Source organism: Streptomyces sp. cf386 (genome assembly GCF_900103585.1).
Taxonomy (GTDB): domain Bacteria; phylum Actinomycetota; class Actinomycetes; order Streptomycetales; family Streptomycetaceae; genus Streptomyces.
The window spans coordinates 312,383-329,455 of the sequence record NZ_FNHV01000008.1 but is presented as its reverse complement, the minus strand read 5'-3'; the positions used below and the strand labels follow the sequence as shown (position 1 = coordinate 329,455).

Annotated in this window: 10 protein-coding genes; 7 read left to right on the top strand and 3 right to left on the bottom strand. The window is 67.8% G+C overall.

Annotated elements, in window-relative coordinates:
• Positions 1-78 precede the first annotated feature (78 nt).
• Positions 79-1,578 carry a glycosyltransferase family 87 protein gene (locus BLU79_RS22630; protein ID WP_177001134.1) on the bottom strand — a complete coding sequence of 500 codons (1,500 nt, stop codon included), beginning with the start codon at positions 1,576-1,578 and terminating at the stop codon, positions 79-81.
• A 208-nt stretch (positions 1,579-1,786) separates the two neighbouring features.
• Complete coding sequence (locus tag BLU79_RS22625; RefSeq protein WP_093907666.1) at positions 1,787-4,477, bottom strand: transglycosylase domain-containing protein; 2,691 nt, start codon at positions 4,475-4,477, stop codon at positions 1,787-1,789.
• Positions 4,478-4,829: 352 nt separating this feature from the next.
• On the opposite strand from BLU79_RS22625, the gene BLU79_RS22620 reads away from it, so the two are divergent.
• From BLU79_RS22620 to BLU79_RS22605, 4 genes are all read left to right on the top strand, one after another.
• On the top strand, positions 4,830-5,513 hold the full coding sequence (locus BLU79_RS22620) for a PadR family transcriptional regulator (RefSeq protein ID WP_093907665.1): 684 nt from the start codon (positions 4,830-4,832) through the stop codon (positions 5,511-5,513).
• A 44-nt stretch (positions 5,514-5,557) separates the two neighbouring features.
• Positions 5,558-6,640 carry an inositol-3-phosphate synthase gene (locus BLU79_RS22615; RefSeq protein WP_093907664.1) on the top strand — a complete coding sequence of 361 codons (1,083 nt, stop codon included), beginning with the start codon at positions 5,558-5,560 and terminating at the stop codon, positions 6,638-6,640.
• A gap of 121 nt (positions 6,641-6,761) precedes the next feature.
• Complete coding sequence (locus BLU79_RS22610) at positions 6,762-8,039, top strand: MFS transporter (protein ID WP_093907663.1); 1,278 nt, start codon at positions 6,762-6,764, stop codon at positions 8,037-8,039.
• 127 nt (positions 8,040-8,166) lie between these two features.
• Positions 8,167-8,709: an LppU/SCO3897 family protein gene (locus BLU79_RS22605; protein WP_093907662.1), complete on the top strand. Its 543-nt coding sequence runs from the start codon at positions 8,167-8,169 to the stop codon at positions 8,707-8,709.
• A 98-nt stretch (positions 8,710-8,807) separates the two neighbouring features.
• On the opposite strand, the gene BLU79_RS22600 is transcribed toward BLU79_RS22605, so the two are convergent.
• On the bottom strand, positions 8,808-10,256 hold the full coding sequence (locus BLU79_RS22600; RefSeq protein WP_093907661.1) for a CCA tRNA nucleotidyltransferase: 1,449 nt from the start codon (positions 10,254-10,256) through the stop codon (positions 8,808-8,810).
• Positions 10,257-10,525: 269 nt separating this feature from the next.
• On the opposite strand from BLU79_RS22600, the gene BLU79_RS22595 reads away from it, so the two are divergent.
• From BLU79_RS22595 to BLU79_RS22585, 3 genes are all read left to right on the top strand, one after another.
• Positions 10,526-12,934, top strand: coding sequence for a DUF6049 family protein (locus BLU79_RS22595; protein ID WP_093907660.1), 2,409 nt, complete (start codon positions 10,526-10,528; stop codon positions 12,932-12,934).
• Positions 12,935-12,979: 45 nt separating this feature from the next.
• Complete coding sequence (gene murJ / locus BLU79_RS22590) at positions 12,980-15,226, top strand: murein biosynthesis integral membrane protein MurJ (RefSeq protein WP_093907659.1); 2,247 nt, start codon at positions 12,980-12,982, stop codon at positions 15,224-15,226.
• Between the two features lie 137 nt (positions 15,227-15,363).
• The gene (locus BLU79_RS22585) at positions 15,364-17,061 is read left to right on the top strand and encodes a protein kinase family protein (protein WP_093907658.1); all 1,698 of its coding nucleotides are present in this window, start codon (positions 15,364-15,366) and stop codon (positions 17,059-17,061) included.
• Positions 17,062-17,073: the final 12 nt, after the last annotated feature.

Below are 17,073 nucleotides of genomic sequence, written 5' to 3'. Positions count from 1 at the left end.
ACGCCGTAACAGGCAAAAGGCCGTACATGGACTCCTCCGTGTACGGCCTTTTACGTACTCTTCCTACGCCCTGTTCGCTCAGAGCGAACCGTCGGTCGCCTCCCGGCTGCCCCACTCCACAGGTTGCGCGTCGAAGTGGGCCGCGTGGCGCGGTGGATGGGCCGCGGGACCGAGCACGAAGACGTCCTCCGCCCGGTCGAGCACTCCGCCCGACGGATCGTCGTCGCCTGCCCTGCGTACCGGGTCCCGCTCCGGCATGAGGATGTCCCGTACGACGACGGCGCACAGGTAGAGCGTCCCGAGCAGGTGCAGACCGATCGCCCAGTGGTAGCCGTCGGGCGGCAGTCCCTTGTGGGCATCCCCGCTGGTCGTGTACGCGAGGTACAGCCAGATCCCCAGGAAGTACGCCACCTCGCATGCCTGCCAGATGAGGAAGTCCCGCCACCTCGGCCGGGCCAGCACGGCCAGGGGCACCAGCCACAGGACGTACTGCGGCGAGTAGACCTTGTTGGTGAGGATGAACGCCGCGACGATCAGGAAGGCCAGCTGGGCGAAGCGCGGACGTCGCGGCGCGGTGAGCGTGAGCGCGGCGATGCCGGCACAGCACAGCAGCATCAGCAGCGTGGCGAGCGTGTTGACGGTCTCGGTGCTCAGCGGGTCGGTGGAATTCTGAGCCATGATCAGCCAGAAGGAGCCGAAGTCGACGCCCCGTTCCTGGCTGAACCGGTAGAACTGCGACCACCCGTCCCACGCGAGGAGCATCACCGGAAGGTTTACGACCAGCCAGGCGAACACTGTGCCGACCAGCGCCTTCCCGAAGTCCCGCCACTTGCCCGCGCGCCAGCACAACACGAACAGCGGACCGAGCAGGAAGACGGGATAAAGCTTCGCCGCCGTGGCGAGCCCCAGCAGGATGCCGAAGGCGAGCGAACGGCCCCGAGACCACATCAGCATCGCCGCAGCCGTCAGGGCGACGGCCAGCAGGTCCCAGTTGATGGTCGCGGTCAGCGCGAAGGCAGGGGCCAGCGCGACCAACAGGCCGTCCCAGGGGCGCCGGGTCTGGGTGCGGGTCACGCAGACGGCGATGACGGCCGCGCACACCATCAGCATCCCGGCATTGACCATCCAGTACCACTGCTCCTGGTCCTGGATGCTGCCGCTGCCTGGAGTGAGCCAGGAGGCGACCTCCATGAACACACCGGTCAGCACCGGGTACTCGAGGTACTCCATGTCACCGGCGAGCTTGTCGAAGTACGGCACGAGCCCGTCGGCGAAGCCGCGTCCCTGGTAGAGATGCGGGATGTCCGAGTAGCAGGCATGCGTGTACTGCGAGCTGGCGCCGAAGAACCAGGCACCGTTGTAGCAGGGCGCCTTCTGGACCAGGCCGAGGGCGAACATGCCGATCGCCACGAGCGCGATGATCCGCACAGGAGTCCACCAGGACGTCCCGAGCAGGGCGCGCCGTCCGATGGGGCCACCGATCAGCTCACTCCCACTCGCGGCAACCTCATCTTCCTTGGTCGGCCGCACCGGGTCCTGCTCGCGCACGCTCGTGGGCGTCGTCTCTGCACTGGGCATGGGGCACATCCTGCCGTACGTCCCTGAGAGGTCCCCAAGTCTCCGGCAAACGAGGAAGGTCTGGCGGCCGCCTGTTTCACGTGAAACCGACGTTTCACGTGAAACAGGCCGGCGGCCGAGGCGTCCCCGGTGGACGAGAAAGGCCGGTGGCCGGCACCCACCAAGCGGGGTGCCGGCCACCGGCCTTCGTGCGACGGTGAGCCGTCGGTCAGCCTGACGGCCCGCCGAAGATGCCTCCGTTCCCGTTGCCATTGCCATTGCTGCTGCCGTCGGTCTCCGTCTCCGTCGGAGTCGGCGTCGACGTCACGCCCCCGTCAGTTCCGCCATTGTCCGAGCCGCCATTGCTGGTGCACTGGAAACCGAAGCAGGTCTCGGTCGGCGTGGGCGTCGGCGAGATCAGCGACTCACTGGGCGTCGGACTCGGAGTCGGGCTCGCGTCCTCGGTCTCAGTGGGCGTGGGAGTGGGCGTCGGAGTCGGGATCTCGTTGACGATCTCACCGATGGGCTCCGGCGTCGGGAACTCCTTCACCGGCTTGCCCTTCAGCGCCTGCTCCATGTAGTCATGCCAGATCTCGGCCGGGAACGAAGCACCGTGGATCTTCTCCTGGCCACCCGTTCCGAACATCTTCAGGAACTCACGGTTCTGGTTCTTCTCGTTGTCGTCCATCCGGAACATCGAGATCGCCGTCGACAGCTGCGGGGTGTAGCCAACGAACCAGGCGGACCGGTTGCCGTCGGTGGTACCGGTCTTACCGGCCACATCGCGGCCGGTCAGCTGGGCATTGGTACCCGTGCCCTTCTCGACCACGGTCTTCAGGACGTCCGTGACGTTGTCGGCGACCGGCGCGGTGAAGGCGTCCTTGGTCACGGTCTCGTGGGTGAAGACCTCGCCGTCCTTGCTCGTCACCTTCGTGACGGAGAAGGGAGCACGCTGCTTCCCGCTGGCCGCGAAGGTGGCGTATGCGCCCGCCATGCGGATGGCACTGGGTTGGGAGGTACCGATGGAGAAGGACGGGTAGTCGGCACCGGCCAGGCTGCTCTCCAGGACGCCGGAATCCACGGCCGCCTCCTTCACCTTGTCCAGCCCGACGTCCATGCCGAGCTGCACGAAGGCGGAGTTCACCGACTCCCGCATCGCCTCACGAAGGTCGATCTGGTAGTTCGGGGGAGTGCCGTACGACTGGTCACCGTCGTTGACCTGGTTCCACTCCTCCCCCTTCTCGTTCTGCCAGATGTCGCCCTTGTAGTCCTTGATCTTGAGCTTGTTCTTGCCGCTGAAGAAGCTCTTCGGAGAGACCTTGGTGCGCTCGTCCTGTGCCTGTTCCGCAGGGCCGTCTTCGTCCCGGACACCCCACTTCATCGCGGCAGCGAGCACGAACGGCTTGAACGTCGAACCGACCTGGGCACCGGTCACATCGCAGTTGTTGGTGAAGTGCTTGGTCGCGTCCGTGCCTCCGTAGCAGGCTCTGATCGCACCCGTAGAGGGGTCCACGGAGGCCCCGCCGAACTGGACGTGGGTGTCGGTCTTCGGTCGATCCTCGGGCTTGATGTTGGCCTTGTACACCTTCGTCACCGCGGACTGGAGCTGCTTGACCTGCTTCTTGTCGAAGGTCGTGTAGATCGAGAGACCACCCTCCCGCAGCTTCTGCTCGGTGATCCCGGTCGTGTCGCTGTTGTTGACCAGGTAGCTGTTCGCAAGATCGACGAGGTAACCGACCTGGCCGCTCAGCGCGGTGTTGAAGCGCGGGTTCTGCCACTCGGGCAGCTTGGTGTACTTGGCTCGCACATCCGCGCTCAGATGCCCGTACTCGACCATCTTGTCGAGGGTGTCCTGCATCTGGATCAGGGCCCGCTTCTGGTTCGCCTCAGGCGTGGCGGCCGAATCGACGGATACCGAACCTGCCGGGTCGTAGTACGTCGCGCCCTTCAGCATGGCCGCCAGGAAGGCACACTGCCCCTCGTTCAGGTCGATGGCGTCCTTGTTGAAGTACGCACGGGCGGCGGCCTGGATCCCATAGGCGTTGCGGCCGTAGTAGGCGGAGTTCAGGTAGCCCTCCATGATCTCGTCCTTCGACACCGTGGTGCCTACCTTGACCGAGATGAAGATCTCCTTGAACTTACGCGAGAGCGTCTGCGACTGGTCTCCGAGCCGCGCGTTCTTCACGTACTGCTGGGTGATGGTGGAGCCACCCTGCGTCTCGCCACCGGTGGCCATGTTGAACACGGCGCGGGCGATGCCCTTCGGGTCGATGCCGCTGTCCTCGTAGAAGGTCTTGTTCTCCTGCGAGATCACGGCGTACTGCATGGGCTTGGGGATCTGCGACAGGTTGATGATCTGCCGGTTCGTCTCACCGCCGGTGGAGACCATCTCGCTGTCGTCGGCCCAGTAGTAGACGTTGTTCTGCGCCTTGGCGGCCAGGTCGACCTTGGGGACGCCCACCATGGCGTACCCGATGCCGGCCACGGCCACCAGGCTGCCGAAGAAGGCCAGGAAGAGGCCCGACACGAGCTTCCACGACGGCAGCCAGCGCCCGACGCCGTACTTGCCCGCCCGCGGATAGTCGATGAACCGCTTCTTTCCAGGGGGAGCGGCCCGCCCGCGGCCCCGCCCGGGACCGTTCGCGCCACCCGGAGCGGCACGGCGGCCACCCCGGCCCGGTTCGGCCGCTCTGCGGCGGCTCCCACTTCTCTGGGCCGCGCGTCGTGCTTCGGCGCGGCTGCCGTATGGACGTTCCTCGCCTCCCGAACCGCTGGGTTCCGACCCGTACGAATCGGAAGGAGATCCGGTGGCGCCTCGCGGTGCCGCTCGGCGGCCGGATGACGAGCCGGACTGGCCGCGTCGGGCCGCGGCACGTCCGCCTCCCTGCGGCTGCGGCGGTTTGCGACGGTGCTCGCTCATCGAACGACTACTCCTCGGGCAGGCGCACGCCTGGGCGCCTGGCAACGGCGGCTGTTTTCCGGTCCCCCCGAAGTACGGATGCGGTCGGTTCCGCATTCACCCGTACTGCACCAAGGACGACGACGCCCTCAGGTGTCACTCGGTTCCCGGTGCTGTGCATGGCGCACAGACTACGCACCGTCAAAGCCCACCTAGCCCCGAACTTCACCCCAAATCAGGCAACTCGCTCCACATGAATCGTTGATGTGATCCCGTTCACCGTTCCCCCACTTGTCGTGCCCGGGAGGCCGTTCTATCGTCGTGATGTATCGAGTCGATACATCAGCGCGAGATATGACGAGGAGGCGAGGGGATGAGCCGACGGTCCGGGATCCTCGAGTTCGCCGTCCTCGGACTGCTCCGCGAGTCCCCGATGCACGGCTACGAGCTGCGCAAACGACTCAATACGTCGCTGGGCGTGTTCCGCGCGTTCAGCTACGGCACGCTCTACCCCTGCCTCAAGACGCTGGTCGCCAACGGCTGGTTGATCGAGGAACCGGGGAACACCCCCGAGGACGCGCTCGCCGCGCCACTCACCGGACGCCGCGCAAAGATCGTCTACCGATTGACCGCGGAAGGTAAGGAGCACTTCGAGGAACTGCTCTCGCAGACGGGGCCCGACGCGTACGAGGACGAGCACTTCGCTGCCCGATTTGCTTTCTTCGGTCGCACACCGCAGGACGTACGCATGCGCGTCCTGGAGGGCCGCCGCAGCCGGCTGGAGGAGCGTCTGGAGAAGATGCGCGCCTCCCTGGCCCGTACCCGAGAGCGCCTCGACGACTACACGCTTGAGCTCCAGCGCCACGGGATGGAGTCCGTGGAGCGCGAAGTGCGCTGGCTGAACGAGCTCATCGAGAGCGAGCGGGCCGGGCGGGACCTGAAGGGTTCCGCTTCCGGGGGGTCCGCTCAACAGGACACCACAAATGGAGCGCCGGGCGATCTGCCCCGTCCCGGGGACACCCCCAGGACGGATTCGCCCGGCGACACCGCCACGTGAGCGCCCAGTCAGGGCCTCACTCGTACACACAGGGAGCAACCGGAATGGGTTCGGTTCGCGTAGCCGTCGTCGGCGTGGGCAACTGCGCCGCGTCGCTGGTTCAGGGAGTCGAGTACTACAAGGACGCCGACCCGGCGTCGAAGGTCCCCGGCCTGATGCACGTGCAGTTCGGCGACTACCACGTCCGGGACGTCGAGTTCGTCGCCGCCTTCGACGTCGACGCGAAGAAGGTCGGCCTCGACCTGGCGGACGCCATCGGCGCCTCCGAGAACAACACCATCAAGATCTGCGACGTGCCCCGCAGCGGTGTGACCGTCCAGCGCGGCCACACCCTCGACGGCCTCGGCAAGTACTACCGCGAGACCATCGAGGAGTCCGCCGAGGCCCCGGTCGACGTCGTCCAGGTCCTCAAGGACAAGCAGGTCGACGTCCTCGTCTGCTACCTGCCCGTGGGCTCCGAGGACGCTGCGAAGTTCTACGCCCAGTGCGCCATCGACGCCAAGGTCGCCTTCGTCAACGCCCTGCCGGTCTTCATCGCCGGCACGAAGGAGTGGGCGGACAAGTTCACCGAGGCGGGCGTCCCGATCGTCGGCGACGACATCAAGTCCCAGGTCGGCGCCACCATCACGCACCGCGTCATGGCGAAGCTGTTCGAGGACCGCGGCGTCGTCCTGGACCGCACGATGCAGCTGAACGTCGGCGGCAACATGGACTTCAAGAACATGCTCGAGCGTGACCGTCTCGAGTCCAAGAAGATCTCCAAGACGCAGGCCGTCACCTCGCAGATCCCCGACCGTGAGCTCGGCGAGAAGAACGTCCACATCGGCCCGTCCGACTACGTCGCCTGGCTCGACGACCGCAAGTGGGCCTACGTCCGCCTCGAGGGCCGCGCGTTCGGTGACGTCCCACTGAACCTGGAGTACAAGCTCGAGGTCTGGGACTCCCCGAACTCCGCCGGCGTCATCATCGACGCCCTGCGCGCCGCGAAGATCGCCAAGGACCGCGGCATCGGCGGCCCGATCCTGTCGGCGTCGAGCTACTTCATGAAGTCCCCGCCGGTCCAGTACTTCGACGACGAGGCACGCACGAACGTCGAGAAGTTCATCAAGGGCGAAGTAGAGCGCTAGCGAGACCGGGCGCTGCGCGCTGAAGCACCGCAGCGCCGCACCAGAACGCTCCTGCCAGAGCTGCAGAGGGTCCCCGGGTTGTACCGCCCGGGGACCCTTCCCGTATGTGAGGCTGTGCCCCATGTCCGTCGTACGCGACCTTCGGGTCCTGCTGCGCTTCCGGGACTTCCGGCGCCTGCTCTCCGTACGCCTGCTCTCACAGGGCGCCGACGGCGTCTACCAGACCGCGCTCGCCACGTACGTCGTCTTCTCCCCGGAGAAACAGACCTCGGCCGCCGCGATCGCCTCCGCGATGGCGGTCCTGCTCCTGCCCTACTCCCTGGTGGGCCCGTTCTCCGGCGTCCTGCTGGACCGCTGGCGCCGCCGCCAGGTTCTTCTGTACGGCAGCCTGCTGCGCACGATTCTGGCCTCGGCCACGGCCGTCCTGATCATCACCGAGGTCCCGGACTGGCTCTTCTACGTCTCCGCGCTGTGCGTCACCGCCGTCAACCGCTTCGTCCTGTCCGGCCTGTCCGCCGCACTTCCGCGTGTGGTCGACGAAGAACGCCTCGTGATCGCCAACTCCCTGTCCCCGACCGCGGGAACACTCGCCGCGACCGTGGGCGCCGGTCTGGCCTTCGTCGTACGGCTAGTCGTCTGGGACTCCGATGCCGCCGTGGTGCTGCTCGGAGCCGCCCTGTACCTGTGCGCGGGACTGGCGTCACTGCGCATGTCACGGGAACTGCTGGGCCCTGACCGCGCGTGGACGCAACCACGCTTCAAGGCGGCCCTCTCCGGCACCCTGCACGACCTGGCGGCAGGCGTACGCCATCTCGCGACCCCGCCTCGCCGGGAGGCAGCCTGGGCACTACTCACGATGACCCTGATGCGCTTCTGCTACGGCGCCCTGCTCGTCATGCTGCTGATGCTGTGCCGATACGCCTTCGCGTCCAGCACCGATGACGGACTCGCCCTGCTGGGGCTTGCGTTGGTCATCTCGGGCGCGGGATTCTTCGCCGCCGCCGTGGCAACCCCCTGGTCGGCAGGACGACTTGGCCCGGGCCGCTGGATCGTGGTGTGCGCGGCGGCAGCGGCGGTCCTGGTCCCCGCGCTCGGCCTTCCGTTCGCCACAACTCCCATGCTGGTGGCGGCATTCGTCCTGGGACTGGCAACTCAGGGAGCGAAGATCGCCACGGACACGATCGTGCAGACCTCGGTCGAAGACGACTTCCGTGGCCGGATCTTCTCCGTCTACGACGTGCTGTTCAACGTCGCCTTCGTCGGCGCCGCCGGCGTGGCCGCCCTGATACTGCCGCCCGACGGTCGCTCCGCGCCCCTCCTGGTCACAGTCGCCGTTATCTACGCGGCAGTTGCTGTGGCTATGGCCCGCTTTGAACGCCGCTCCGTGTCACATCAATGACACAGAGTCCCCCTCGGTTGCAGGGGTGTCAGTGGTGGCCGATAACTTACGTGCGTCTTATGGCGCGCATTGTTCGCGTCAGGCACCCATGTTCTGCCACACACCCATGTTCTAGGGGGACCCCCAAGTGACAACTCCGCCGCCCCAAGGCAACCCGTACGCCCAGGGCCAGAACCCGTACGGCCAGGCTCAGCCGCCCTACGGCCAGCCTCAGGGCCAGGCCCCGTACCCGCCGCAGGGCGGCTACCCGCAGCAGCCGGGCCAGCCGGGCTTCCCCCCGCAGGGGGCGGCGCCGTATGCACCGGTTCCGCCGCAGCAGCCGCGCCGCAGGTTCAGCTTCAAGACGATCAAGAACGTCGCTGCCGTCGTGATCGTCAGCATCATGATCGTCGTCGGCTACATAATGAGCCAGGACGACGCCAAGAACGCCGCAGTGGGCGACTGCCTGAAGGCCCCGTCATCGTCGGCCTCGGACGACACCCTGGAGGTCGTGGACTGCTCCTCCTCCGAGGCCGAGATGAAGGTGCTCAAGAAGATCAAGGGTCACTACACGGAGATCACCGCCGAGGCCGAGTGCAGCAAGGTCGAGGGGTCCACGAGCTACTACACCGAGACCATGAAGACAGGCACCAGCGACGACGAGTTCCTGCTGTGCCTCAAGGACGCCTGATCCGACTCGGGTCGGGTCGTTGTTTCACGTGAAACATCGAAGAGCGGCGCCATGTTTCACGTGAAACATGGCGCCGCTCTTTCGTCTACCGACTGGGCTCAGCCCTCTGACTCCTGCGCCCACCACTCCTTGAGCGCGGACACCGCCTCACCGTGCTCCATCGGCCCGTTCTCCAGCCGCAGCTCCAGCATGTGCTTGTAAGCGCGCCCGATGACCGGCCCAGGGCCGACGCCGAGGATCTCCATGATCTGGTTGCCGTCGAGGTCGGGGCGGATGGCGTCCAGCTCCTCCCGCTCCTGAAGCTCGGTGATCCGCTCCTCCAGACCGTCGTAGGCACGGGACAGAGCCGCCGCCTTGCGCTTGTTCCGCGTCGTGCAGTCCGAGCGGGTCAGCTTGTGGAGGCGGTCCAGGAGCGGGCCCGCGTCACGGACATAGCGGCGGACTGCGGAGTCCGTCCACTCGCCGGTGCCGTAGCCATGGAAGCGCAGGTGGAGTTCGACCAGACGTGAGACGTCCTTCACCACCTCGTTGGGGTACTTGAGCGCCGTCATGCGCTTCTTCGTCATCTTCGCGCCGACCACCTCATGGTGATGGAACGAGACCCTGCCGTCCTTCTCGAAGCGACGCGTGCGCGGCTTGCCGATGTCGTGCAGCAGAGCGGCCAACCGGAGCGTCAGATCGGGTCCGCACTCCTCCAGAGCCATCGCCTGCTCCAGGACGATCAGCGTGTGCTCGTAGACATCCTTGTGCCGGTGGTGCTCGTCACTCTCCAGCCGCAGAGCCGGCAGCTCCGGCAGGACATGCCCGGCGAGCCCGGTGTCGACCAGCAGTGACAGGCCCTTTCGCGGGTGAGCGGAGAGAATCAGCTTGTTCAGCTCGTCCCGCACCCGCTCCGCCGAGACGATCTCGATACGCCCGGCCATGTCCTTCATCGCCGTCACGACCTCGGGAGCCACCTCGAAATCGAGCTGTGCCGCGAACCGCGCCGCCCGCATCATGCGCAGCGGGTCGTCCGAGAAGGACTCCTCGGGGGTGCCCGGAGTGCGCAGCACACACTCCGCGAGGTCCTCCAGGCCGCCGTGCGGATCGATGAACTCCTTCTCCGGCAGAGCGACGGCCATCGCGTTGACCGTGAAGTCACGCCGGACGAGGTCCTCCTCGATGGAGTCGCCGTACGACACTTCGGGCTTGCGAGAGGTGCGGTCGTAGGCCTCCGAACGGTAGGTCGTCACCTCGATCTGGTAGCCGTCCTTCTGCACCCCGACCGTGCCGAAGGCGATCCCGACCTCCCACACGGCGTTGGCCCACGGGCGCACGATCTTCAGTACGTCCTCGGGGCGGGCGTCGGTCGTGAAGTCCAGGTCGTTGCCGAGCCGGCCAAGCAGCGCATCCCGGACCGATCCACCGACCAGGGCGAGTGAGAACCCGGCATCCTGGAATCGGCGGGCGAGGTCGTCGGCGACAGGCGCTACCCGCAGCAGTTCGCTCACCGCGCGGTGCTGCACCTGACTCAGGACACTGGGCTTGTCTTCGTTGGCGTTCGGCACAACAGAAGAGGGTACGTGGCCCTGACGGCCCCGAGCTCCTCCATTAAACGTGCACACCGCGTGCACGGACACGTCTATCCATAGGGGCACAAGGACTGCTCTTGAGGCGCAGGCAAACGCTCCTCTTTATACCTGCACATAGGGGACAGTCTGACGGCACGGACCGATCTCGCGGAGCACTCCGCGGCACTTCCCCTCAGCGCGCATCGTTACCATGCGTGGACGCACATTCCGACGACCACTGACGACGACGAGGGACGGGCGAGCGCGTGGCCGAGGCGGCAGACTTCCAGGGGACGAGTCCCTCACCTGCCCGTCGGTGGCTACGGCGGACAGGAGCACTGTTCGCCGGAGCACCTCTGCTGGCCGGCCTGCTCCAGCTGCCCGTCGCCGCGCCCGCGGACGCCGCCGGGCAGGACTCCCTGAAGGCCGCCTCCGGCTCGGAGACAGTCGCTGTCGCCGTGGACTCGCTCACACCGACCGTGCCCGGTGAGGGCGACACCCTCACCGTGTCCGGCACGGTGACCAACAAGGGCAAGCAGGCGGTCACCGATGCGCAGGTGGACCTGCTCCTGGGGTCCGCCCTGAACACACGCTCCGCCATCGACACGGTCGCCGACCGCACCGATTACCAGCCGGGACTGGACGGGGCCCCGGTGGGCGGGAAGTACGTCAAGGAGTTCTCCAAGCTCACCCCGGGCGTAGCCCAGAGCTTCAGCATCTCCGTGCCGGTCGACAAGCTGGATCTCGGCGGGGACGGGGTCTACCAGTTCTCTGTCTCCCTGTCCGGTGAGACGTCCGCGCAGCCCTGGGAGCAGGTGCTCGGCATCGAGCGGACGTTCCTGCCGTGGCAGCCCGACGGGGCCGACAAGAAGACCCGGACGACGGTTCTGTGGCCGCTCGTCTCCACCGGACACATGACGGCGCAGACGGGGTCGAACGAGTCGCAGACGCCGGTCTTCCGCAACGACGACCTCGCCAAGGAGCTCTCCGCGGGCGGCCGACTGCAGCAGCTCGTGTCGCTGGGCAAGGAGCTCGACGTCACCTGGGTGATCGACCCCGACCTGCTGGCCTCCGTGGACGCGATGACGGAGAGCTATCGCGTCCAGGGCGAGGGCGACACGACCACGGCGGGCACCCATCAGGACGTCGCCAGTCAGTGGCTGGCGGAGTTGCAGGAAGCGGTCCTGGACAAGGAGGTCGTCGCCCTGCCCTTCGCCGACCCCGACCTCGCCTCCCTGGCGCACAACGGCACGAGCGTCACCGGCTCGCTGAGCCACCTCAAGGAGGCCACCGACGTCGCAGCCGACACCGTCGACTCGATCCTCCACGTGGAGCCGACCACCGACTTCGCCTGGCCCGTGAACGGCGCCGTCGACCCGTCCATCGTCAAGGTCGCCACCTCCGCCGGCGCGGACAAGGTGATCGCCCGCAGTGACAGCCTGGTGGAGACCGGCGGCCTGCCCTACACGCCCTCCGCGGCCCGCCCCATCGGCGGCGGTACGACGGCGGTGGTCGCGGACGCACGGATGTCGACGGCGTTCGAGGGGAACCTGACAAGGGCGTCGAGCTCGACGCTCGCCGTGCAGAGATTCCTCGCCCAGAGCCTGACCCTCAACCTCCAGACGGGCAAGCAGCGCAGCATCGTCGTCGCCCCGCAGCGGATGCCGACGGCGAGCCAGGCCCAGGCGATGGCCGAGGCGGTGACGGCGCTCCAGGGCGGCACATGGTCCCAGTCGCAGGAACTCGGGGCCGCTGCCGCGGCCAAGCCCGACGCGGCCGCCACCACCAGGGTGCCCGCAGCGTCCGCCTACCCCTCCTCCCTGCGCAAGCAGGAACTGCCGCGCGCGGCCTTCGAGCAGATCGAGACCACGCAGGACAAGCTCGACAACTTCAAGGTGATCCTCAGCAGGCAGTCCCGCGTGGTGACCCCCTTCGGGCGGGCCATGAACCGCGAGATGTCCACGTCATGGCGCGGCCGGTCCGCCGAGGCAGCCGACTACCGCAACGGCATCGAGGCGTACATCGACTCCCTGGCCGGCCAGGTCACGCTGATCAGAAAGTCCGAGACCAAGCTCTCCGGACGCAGCGCCATGATCCCCGTGACCGTGCAGAACAACCTGGTCCAGGGCGTCGATCACCTGGTGCTGCGGCTCACCTCGAAGAGCCCGCGGCGCCTGGAGATCAACGGCGACAGCTTCTCCGAACAGCGCGTCACGGTCTCCGGCGGGCACAGCCAGACGGTGAAGTTCACCACGTCGGCTCAGGCCAACGGCCAGGCCACGATGGTCGCCCAACTGTTCACGGAGGACGGCCAGCCGTACGGCGCACCGGTCACCTTCGATGTGAAGGTCACCGAGTTCACGGCCACCGTGATGCTGGTCATCGGCGGCGGCTTCCTCCTCCTCGTCCTCGCCGGATTCCGGATGTACACGCAGCGCAAGCGCGCGGCGGCCCGTGAGGCCGAGCAGGACGGCTCCCAGGAGGCGGACGAGACCGACGGCGACCCGGAGAACCCGGAAGGCCCCGAGGAACGTCTCACGCCCGAGGACCTCCTCAAGGAGGAGTCCGTCACGGGAACCCGGGCAGACGCGCCGGAGCAGCCGAGTGACCCGACACCGGACACCCCAGCGGAAAGCGCCGACCCGTCCGGCACGGGTGAGAGAGTGGACCGTTGAGCGATGTCGTGGCCGGTGGGCCCGGGACGATGAGGTGGGGTAACCATGAACGCGCCGTACGACGGTGACCGCGGCCAGGCCGCGGGCCCCCCGGGGCACCCCGAGGGCCCGCCGCCCGAGCCGGGCCAGGTACCGCCGCAGCACCCGGCGGACATGTACCTCCAGGACGCCTACGCCCAGGACCCCTACCAGGCCCAGGACCTCTCCGCCCAGGACCCTGTCGCCGAAGCGCTCTACGACCGTGCCGCCCACCCGCCGCCCCCGCCGGGCACCTACCAGTCGCCGCAGTCGCTCTACGCCCAGCCGCCCCAGTCCCCGTACGCCCCCGACCCGCATGTCTGGGCCCAGACGCCGGCCCCCGAGCCGGAGGGCCCGGCCCCGTACATGCCGTACGGCGACGACCACCGCACGACCCAGTACGTGGGCGTCGACGACCTCGTCACGCACTCCACCGAGGGGCCCCAGGAGCACGACGCCTTCGCTCATCTCTTCCGGGACCAGCAGCAGGGCGGCCACCCGCAGTACCAGCAACCCGCGGTTCCGGGACCTTCGCCGGAGCCCGCCGCCGTCGGCGCGTACCAGGGATCTGCCACACCGCCTGCCGCAGCCGAGCCCGCCGCGCCTGCTCCGGCGCCCGCGCCGGCTTCTGACGCGAAGAAGAGCGGGCGGGTCGGCGGTCTGCTGAAGTCGAGCGCGGTGATGGCGGCGGGCACGCTGGTCTCCCGGCTCACCGGCTTCGTCCGCTCCATGATGATCGTCTCGGCCCTGGGCCTCGGCCTGCTCGGCGACTCCTTCCAGGTCGCCTACACGCTGCCGACGATGATCTACATCCTGACCGTCGGCGGCGGCCTCAACTCCGTCTTCGTACCCCAGCTCGTGCGCGCCATGAAGGACGACGAGGACGGCGGCGAGGCATACGCGAACCGTCTGCTGACCCTGGTGATGGTGGCACTCGCCGCCCTCACCGCGCTCGCGATGGTCGGCGCGCCGTACCTGGTCCGCGCACTGTCCAACCCGGTGGCCGGCAACCCCGCGGCCAACGACGTGGCCGTCACCTTCACCCGCTACTTCCTGCCCTCGATCTTCTTCATGGGCGTCCATGTGGTGATGGGGCAGATCCTCAACGCCCGCGGCCGCTTCGGCGCGATGATGTGGACGCCCGTCCTGAACAACATCGTCATCATCGTGACGCTCGGGGCGTTCCTGTGGGTGTACGGCACCGCCGAGCACTCCGGCATGCAGGTCACGAACATCCCGCCGGAGGGCCAGCGGCTCCTCGGCGTCGGTGTTCTCCTCGGCCTGGTCGTCCAGGCCCTGGCGATGATCCCCTACCTGCGCGAGACCGGTTTCCGGCTGCGGCTGCGCTTCGACTGGAAGGGCCACGGCCTCGGTAAGGCCGCCATGCTGGCCAAGTGGACGATCCTGTTCGTCCTGGCCAACCAGGCGGGTGCGCTCGTGGTCACCCAGTTGTCCACGTCCGCCGGCATCGGCTCAGGCGTCGACGGCACCGGCTACGCCGCCTACGCCAACGCCCAGCTCATCTGGGGCCTCCCCCAGGCCATCATCACCGTCTCTCTGATGGCAGCCCTGCTGCCCCGCATCTCCCGCTCGGCCGCCGAGGACGACGCGGGCGCCGTACGCGACGACATCTCCCAGGGCCTGCGCACGACTGCGGTGGCGATCGTGCCGCTCGCCTTCGGTTTCGTAGCGCTGGGCATCCCCATGTGCACGCTGATGTTCGGCACCTCGGGCACGAGCGAGGCCACGAACATGGGCTTCATGCTGATGGCCTTCGGCCTCGGCCTGATCCCCTACTCGGTGCAGTACGTCGTGCTGCGCGCCTTCTACGCGTACGAGGACACCCGCACCCCCTTCTACAACACGGTCATCGTGGCCGCGGGCAATGCGGGCGCTTCGGTGCTCTGCTACCTGCTGCTCCCGGCCCGCTGGGCAGTGGTCGGCATGGCAGCCGCGTACGGTCTGGCCTACACGCTCGGCGTCGGCGTCGCCTGGAACCGGCTGCGCAAGAAGCTCGGCGGCGACCTGGACGGCACCCGGGTGATGCGGACCTACGCCAGACTCTGCATCGCGTCGGTGCCCGCGGTACTGCTGAGCGGTGCGGCCTGCTACGGGATCGCCCAGACCCTCGGTCAGGGCGTGTTCGGCTCCTTCGCCGCCCTGGTGGCCGGCGGAGCCGTGCTGTTCGGGGTCTTCTTCGTGGCCGCCCGCAGGATGCGCATCGAGGAACTGACCTCACTGGTCGGCATGGTCCGCGGGCGCCTGGGTCGCTGAGACCTGGGTACGCGCACAACCATCGTCCGCCACTGTGTGTCGTGCATAGCGGCAGACTGTGGGCACAATTGGTTTCGGCGTCGGACGGCGCGCACGGAGTCGGACGGCGCGCAATGGATGGGGAGGCAGGAACGACGGTGGCGGAACGGAGCACGGCTGCCGTCGACGTGGCAGACAACAGCGGCGACGAGCCGCTGACCGCACAAGCGGACCAGTCCACGGCCGACGGGGTGGCCAAGAATCGGGAGCGGGACACGGACACCGACGAGGCACAGGGGAGTGGCGGGACCGAGGGTCCCGGAAAGGCCTCACCACCCGAACTGCACAGCGGTCACAAACTCGCCAGACGCTACCGCCTCGAGGAGTGCGTCACCCGTCTGGACGGTTTCAGCAGCTGGCGTGCGGTCGACGAGAAACTCCGTCGCGCCGTCGGCGTCCACATCCTGCCCGCAGACCATGCACGGGCTCGTTCCGTCCTGGCCGCGGCCCGCTCCTCCGCACTGCTCGGCGACCCTCGCTTCGTCCAGGTCCTCGACGCCGTCGAGGAGAACGACCTGGTCTACGTCGTCCATGAGTGGCTGCCCGACGCCACCGAGCTGACCACGCTCCTCGCCTCCGGCCCGCTGGAGGTGTACGAGGCCTACCAGATGGTCACCCAGGTGTCCGCCGCCATGGCCGCGGCCCACCGCGAGGGCCTGGCCCATCTCCGTCTCAACCCGAACGCCGTGCTGCGCACCTCGTCGGGTCAGTGGCGCATCCGCGGCCTCGCGGTGAACGCAGCCCTGCGCGGCGTCAGCTCCGAGACCCCTCAGCGCACCGACACGGAGGCCATCGGCGCTCTGCTGTACTCAGCGCTCACCCAGCGGTGGCCGTACGAGAGCGACGCCTACGGCCTGTCCGGGCTGCCCAAGGACGTCGGTCTGATCGCCCCCGACCAGGTGCGCGCCGGCGTTCACCGCGGTCTGTCGGAACTCACCATGCGCGCGCTGGCCAACAACGGCGCGACCGCCTCCCGGCACGAGTCCGCTTGCACATCGCCGGAGGAGCTGGTGAAGGCGATCGGCGAGATGCCCCGCATCCGCCCGCCGGAGCCTTCGTTCACGGCGCCGCCGGACTATCAGCGCACGACGTACCAGCAGGGCACGTACGGCCGCCAGACGCAGCATCCTGGCGCCACGCAGCCGGTGCCGACCCCGCCGCCCCCGCTGCAGAGCCGCACCGGCAAGGCCCTGAAGTGGGCCGTGTCGGCTCTCCTGATCGCCGCCCTGGGCCTTGGCAGCTGGCAGTTGGCGGATGCGCTCATGGATCAGGGCAACAAGTCCGACGACACCAACCAGACGCAGACGACGGACGACGACAACGACAAGAACCCGACGAAGCCTGCCAGCCAGCCCATCGCCATCAGCGGCGCCCGAGACTTCGACCCGCTCGGCGACGGTACCGAGAAGTCCGACGACATAAGCAAGATCTATGACGGCTCGACGAGCACGTACTGGCAGACGGACTTCTACCTGAGCTCTGACTTCGGACGGTTGAAGTCCGGCGTCGGAGTCATCCTCGATCTCGGCAAGGTCCAGGAGGTCGGAAAGGTGACCGTCACCTTCGTGGGCGACACCTCCGTCGAACTGCGCACCGCCTCCGGTGACACGGGTACCGCACCGACATCCCTCGACAGCTACGCCATGGTGGCCAAGGGCTCCGGCACGAGCGTGACGCTCAAGCCCGGCGAGTCCCTCAAGGCCCGCTATCTTCTGGTCTGGCTGACCAATCTGCCGAAGCAGGTGGACGACGGGAAGTTCCGCGGCAGGATCGCGGACGTCAAGGTGAGCAGCTGAGACCGAGAGGGA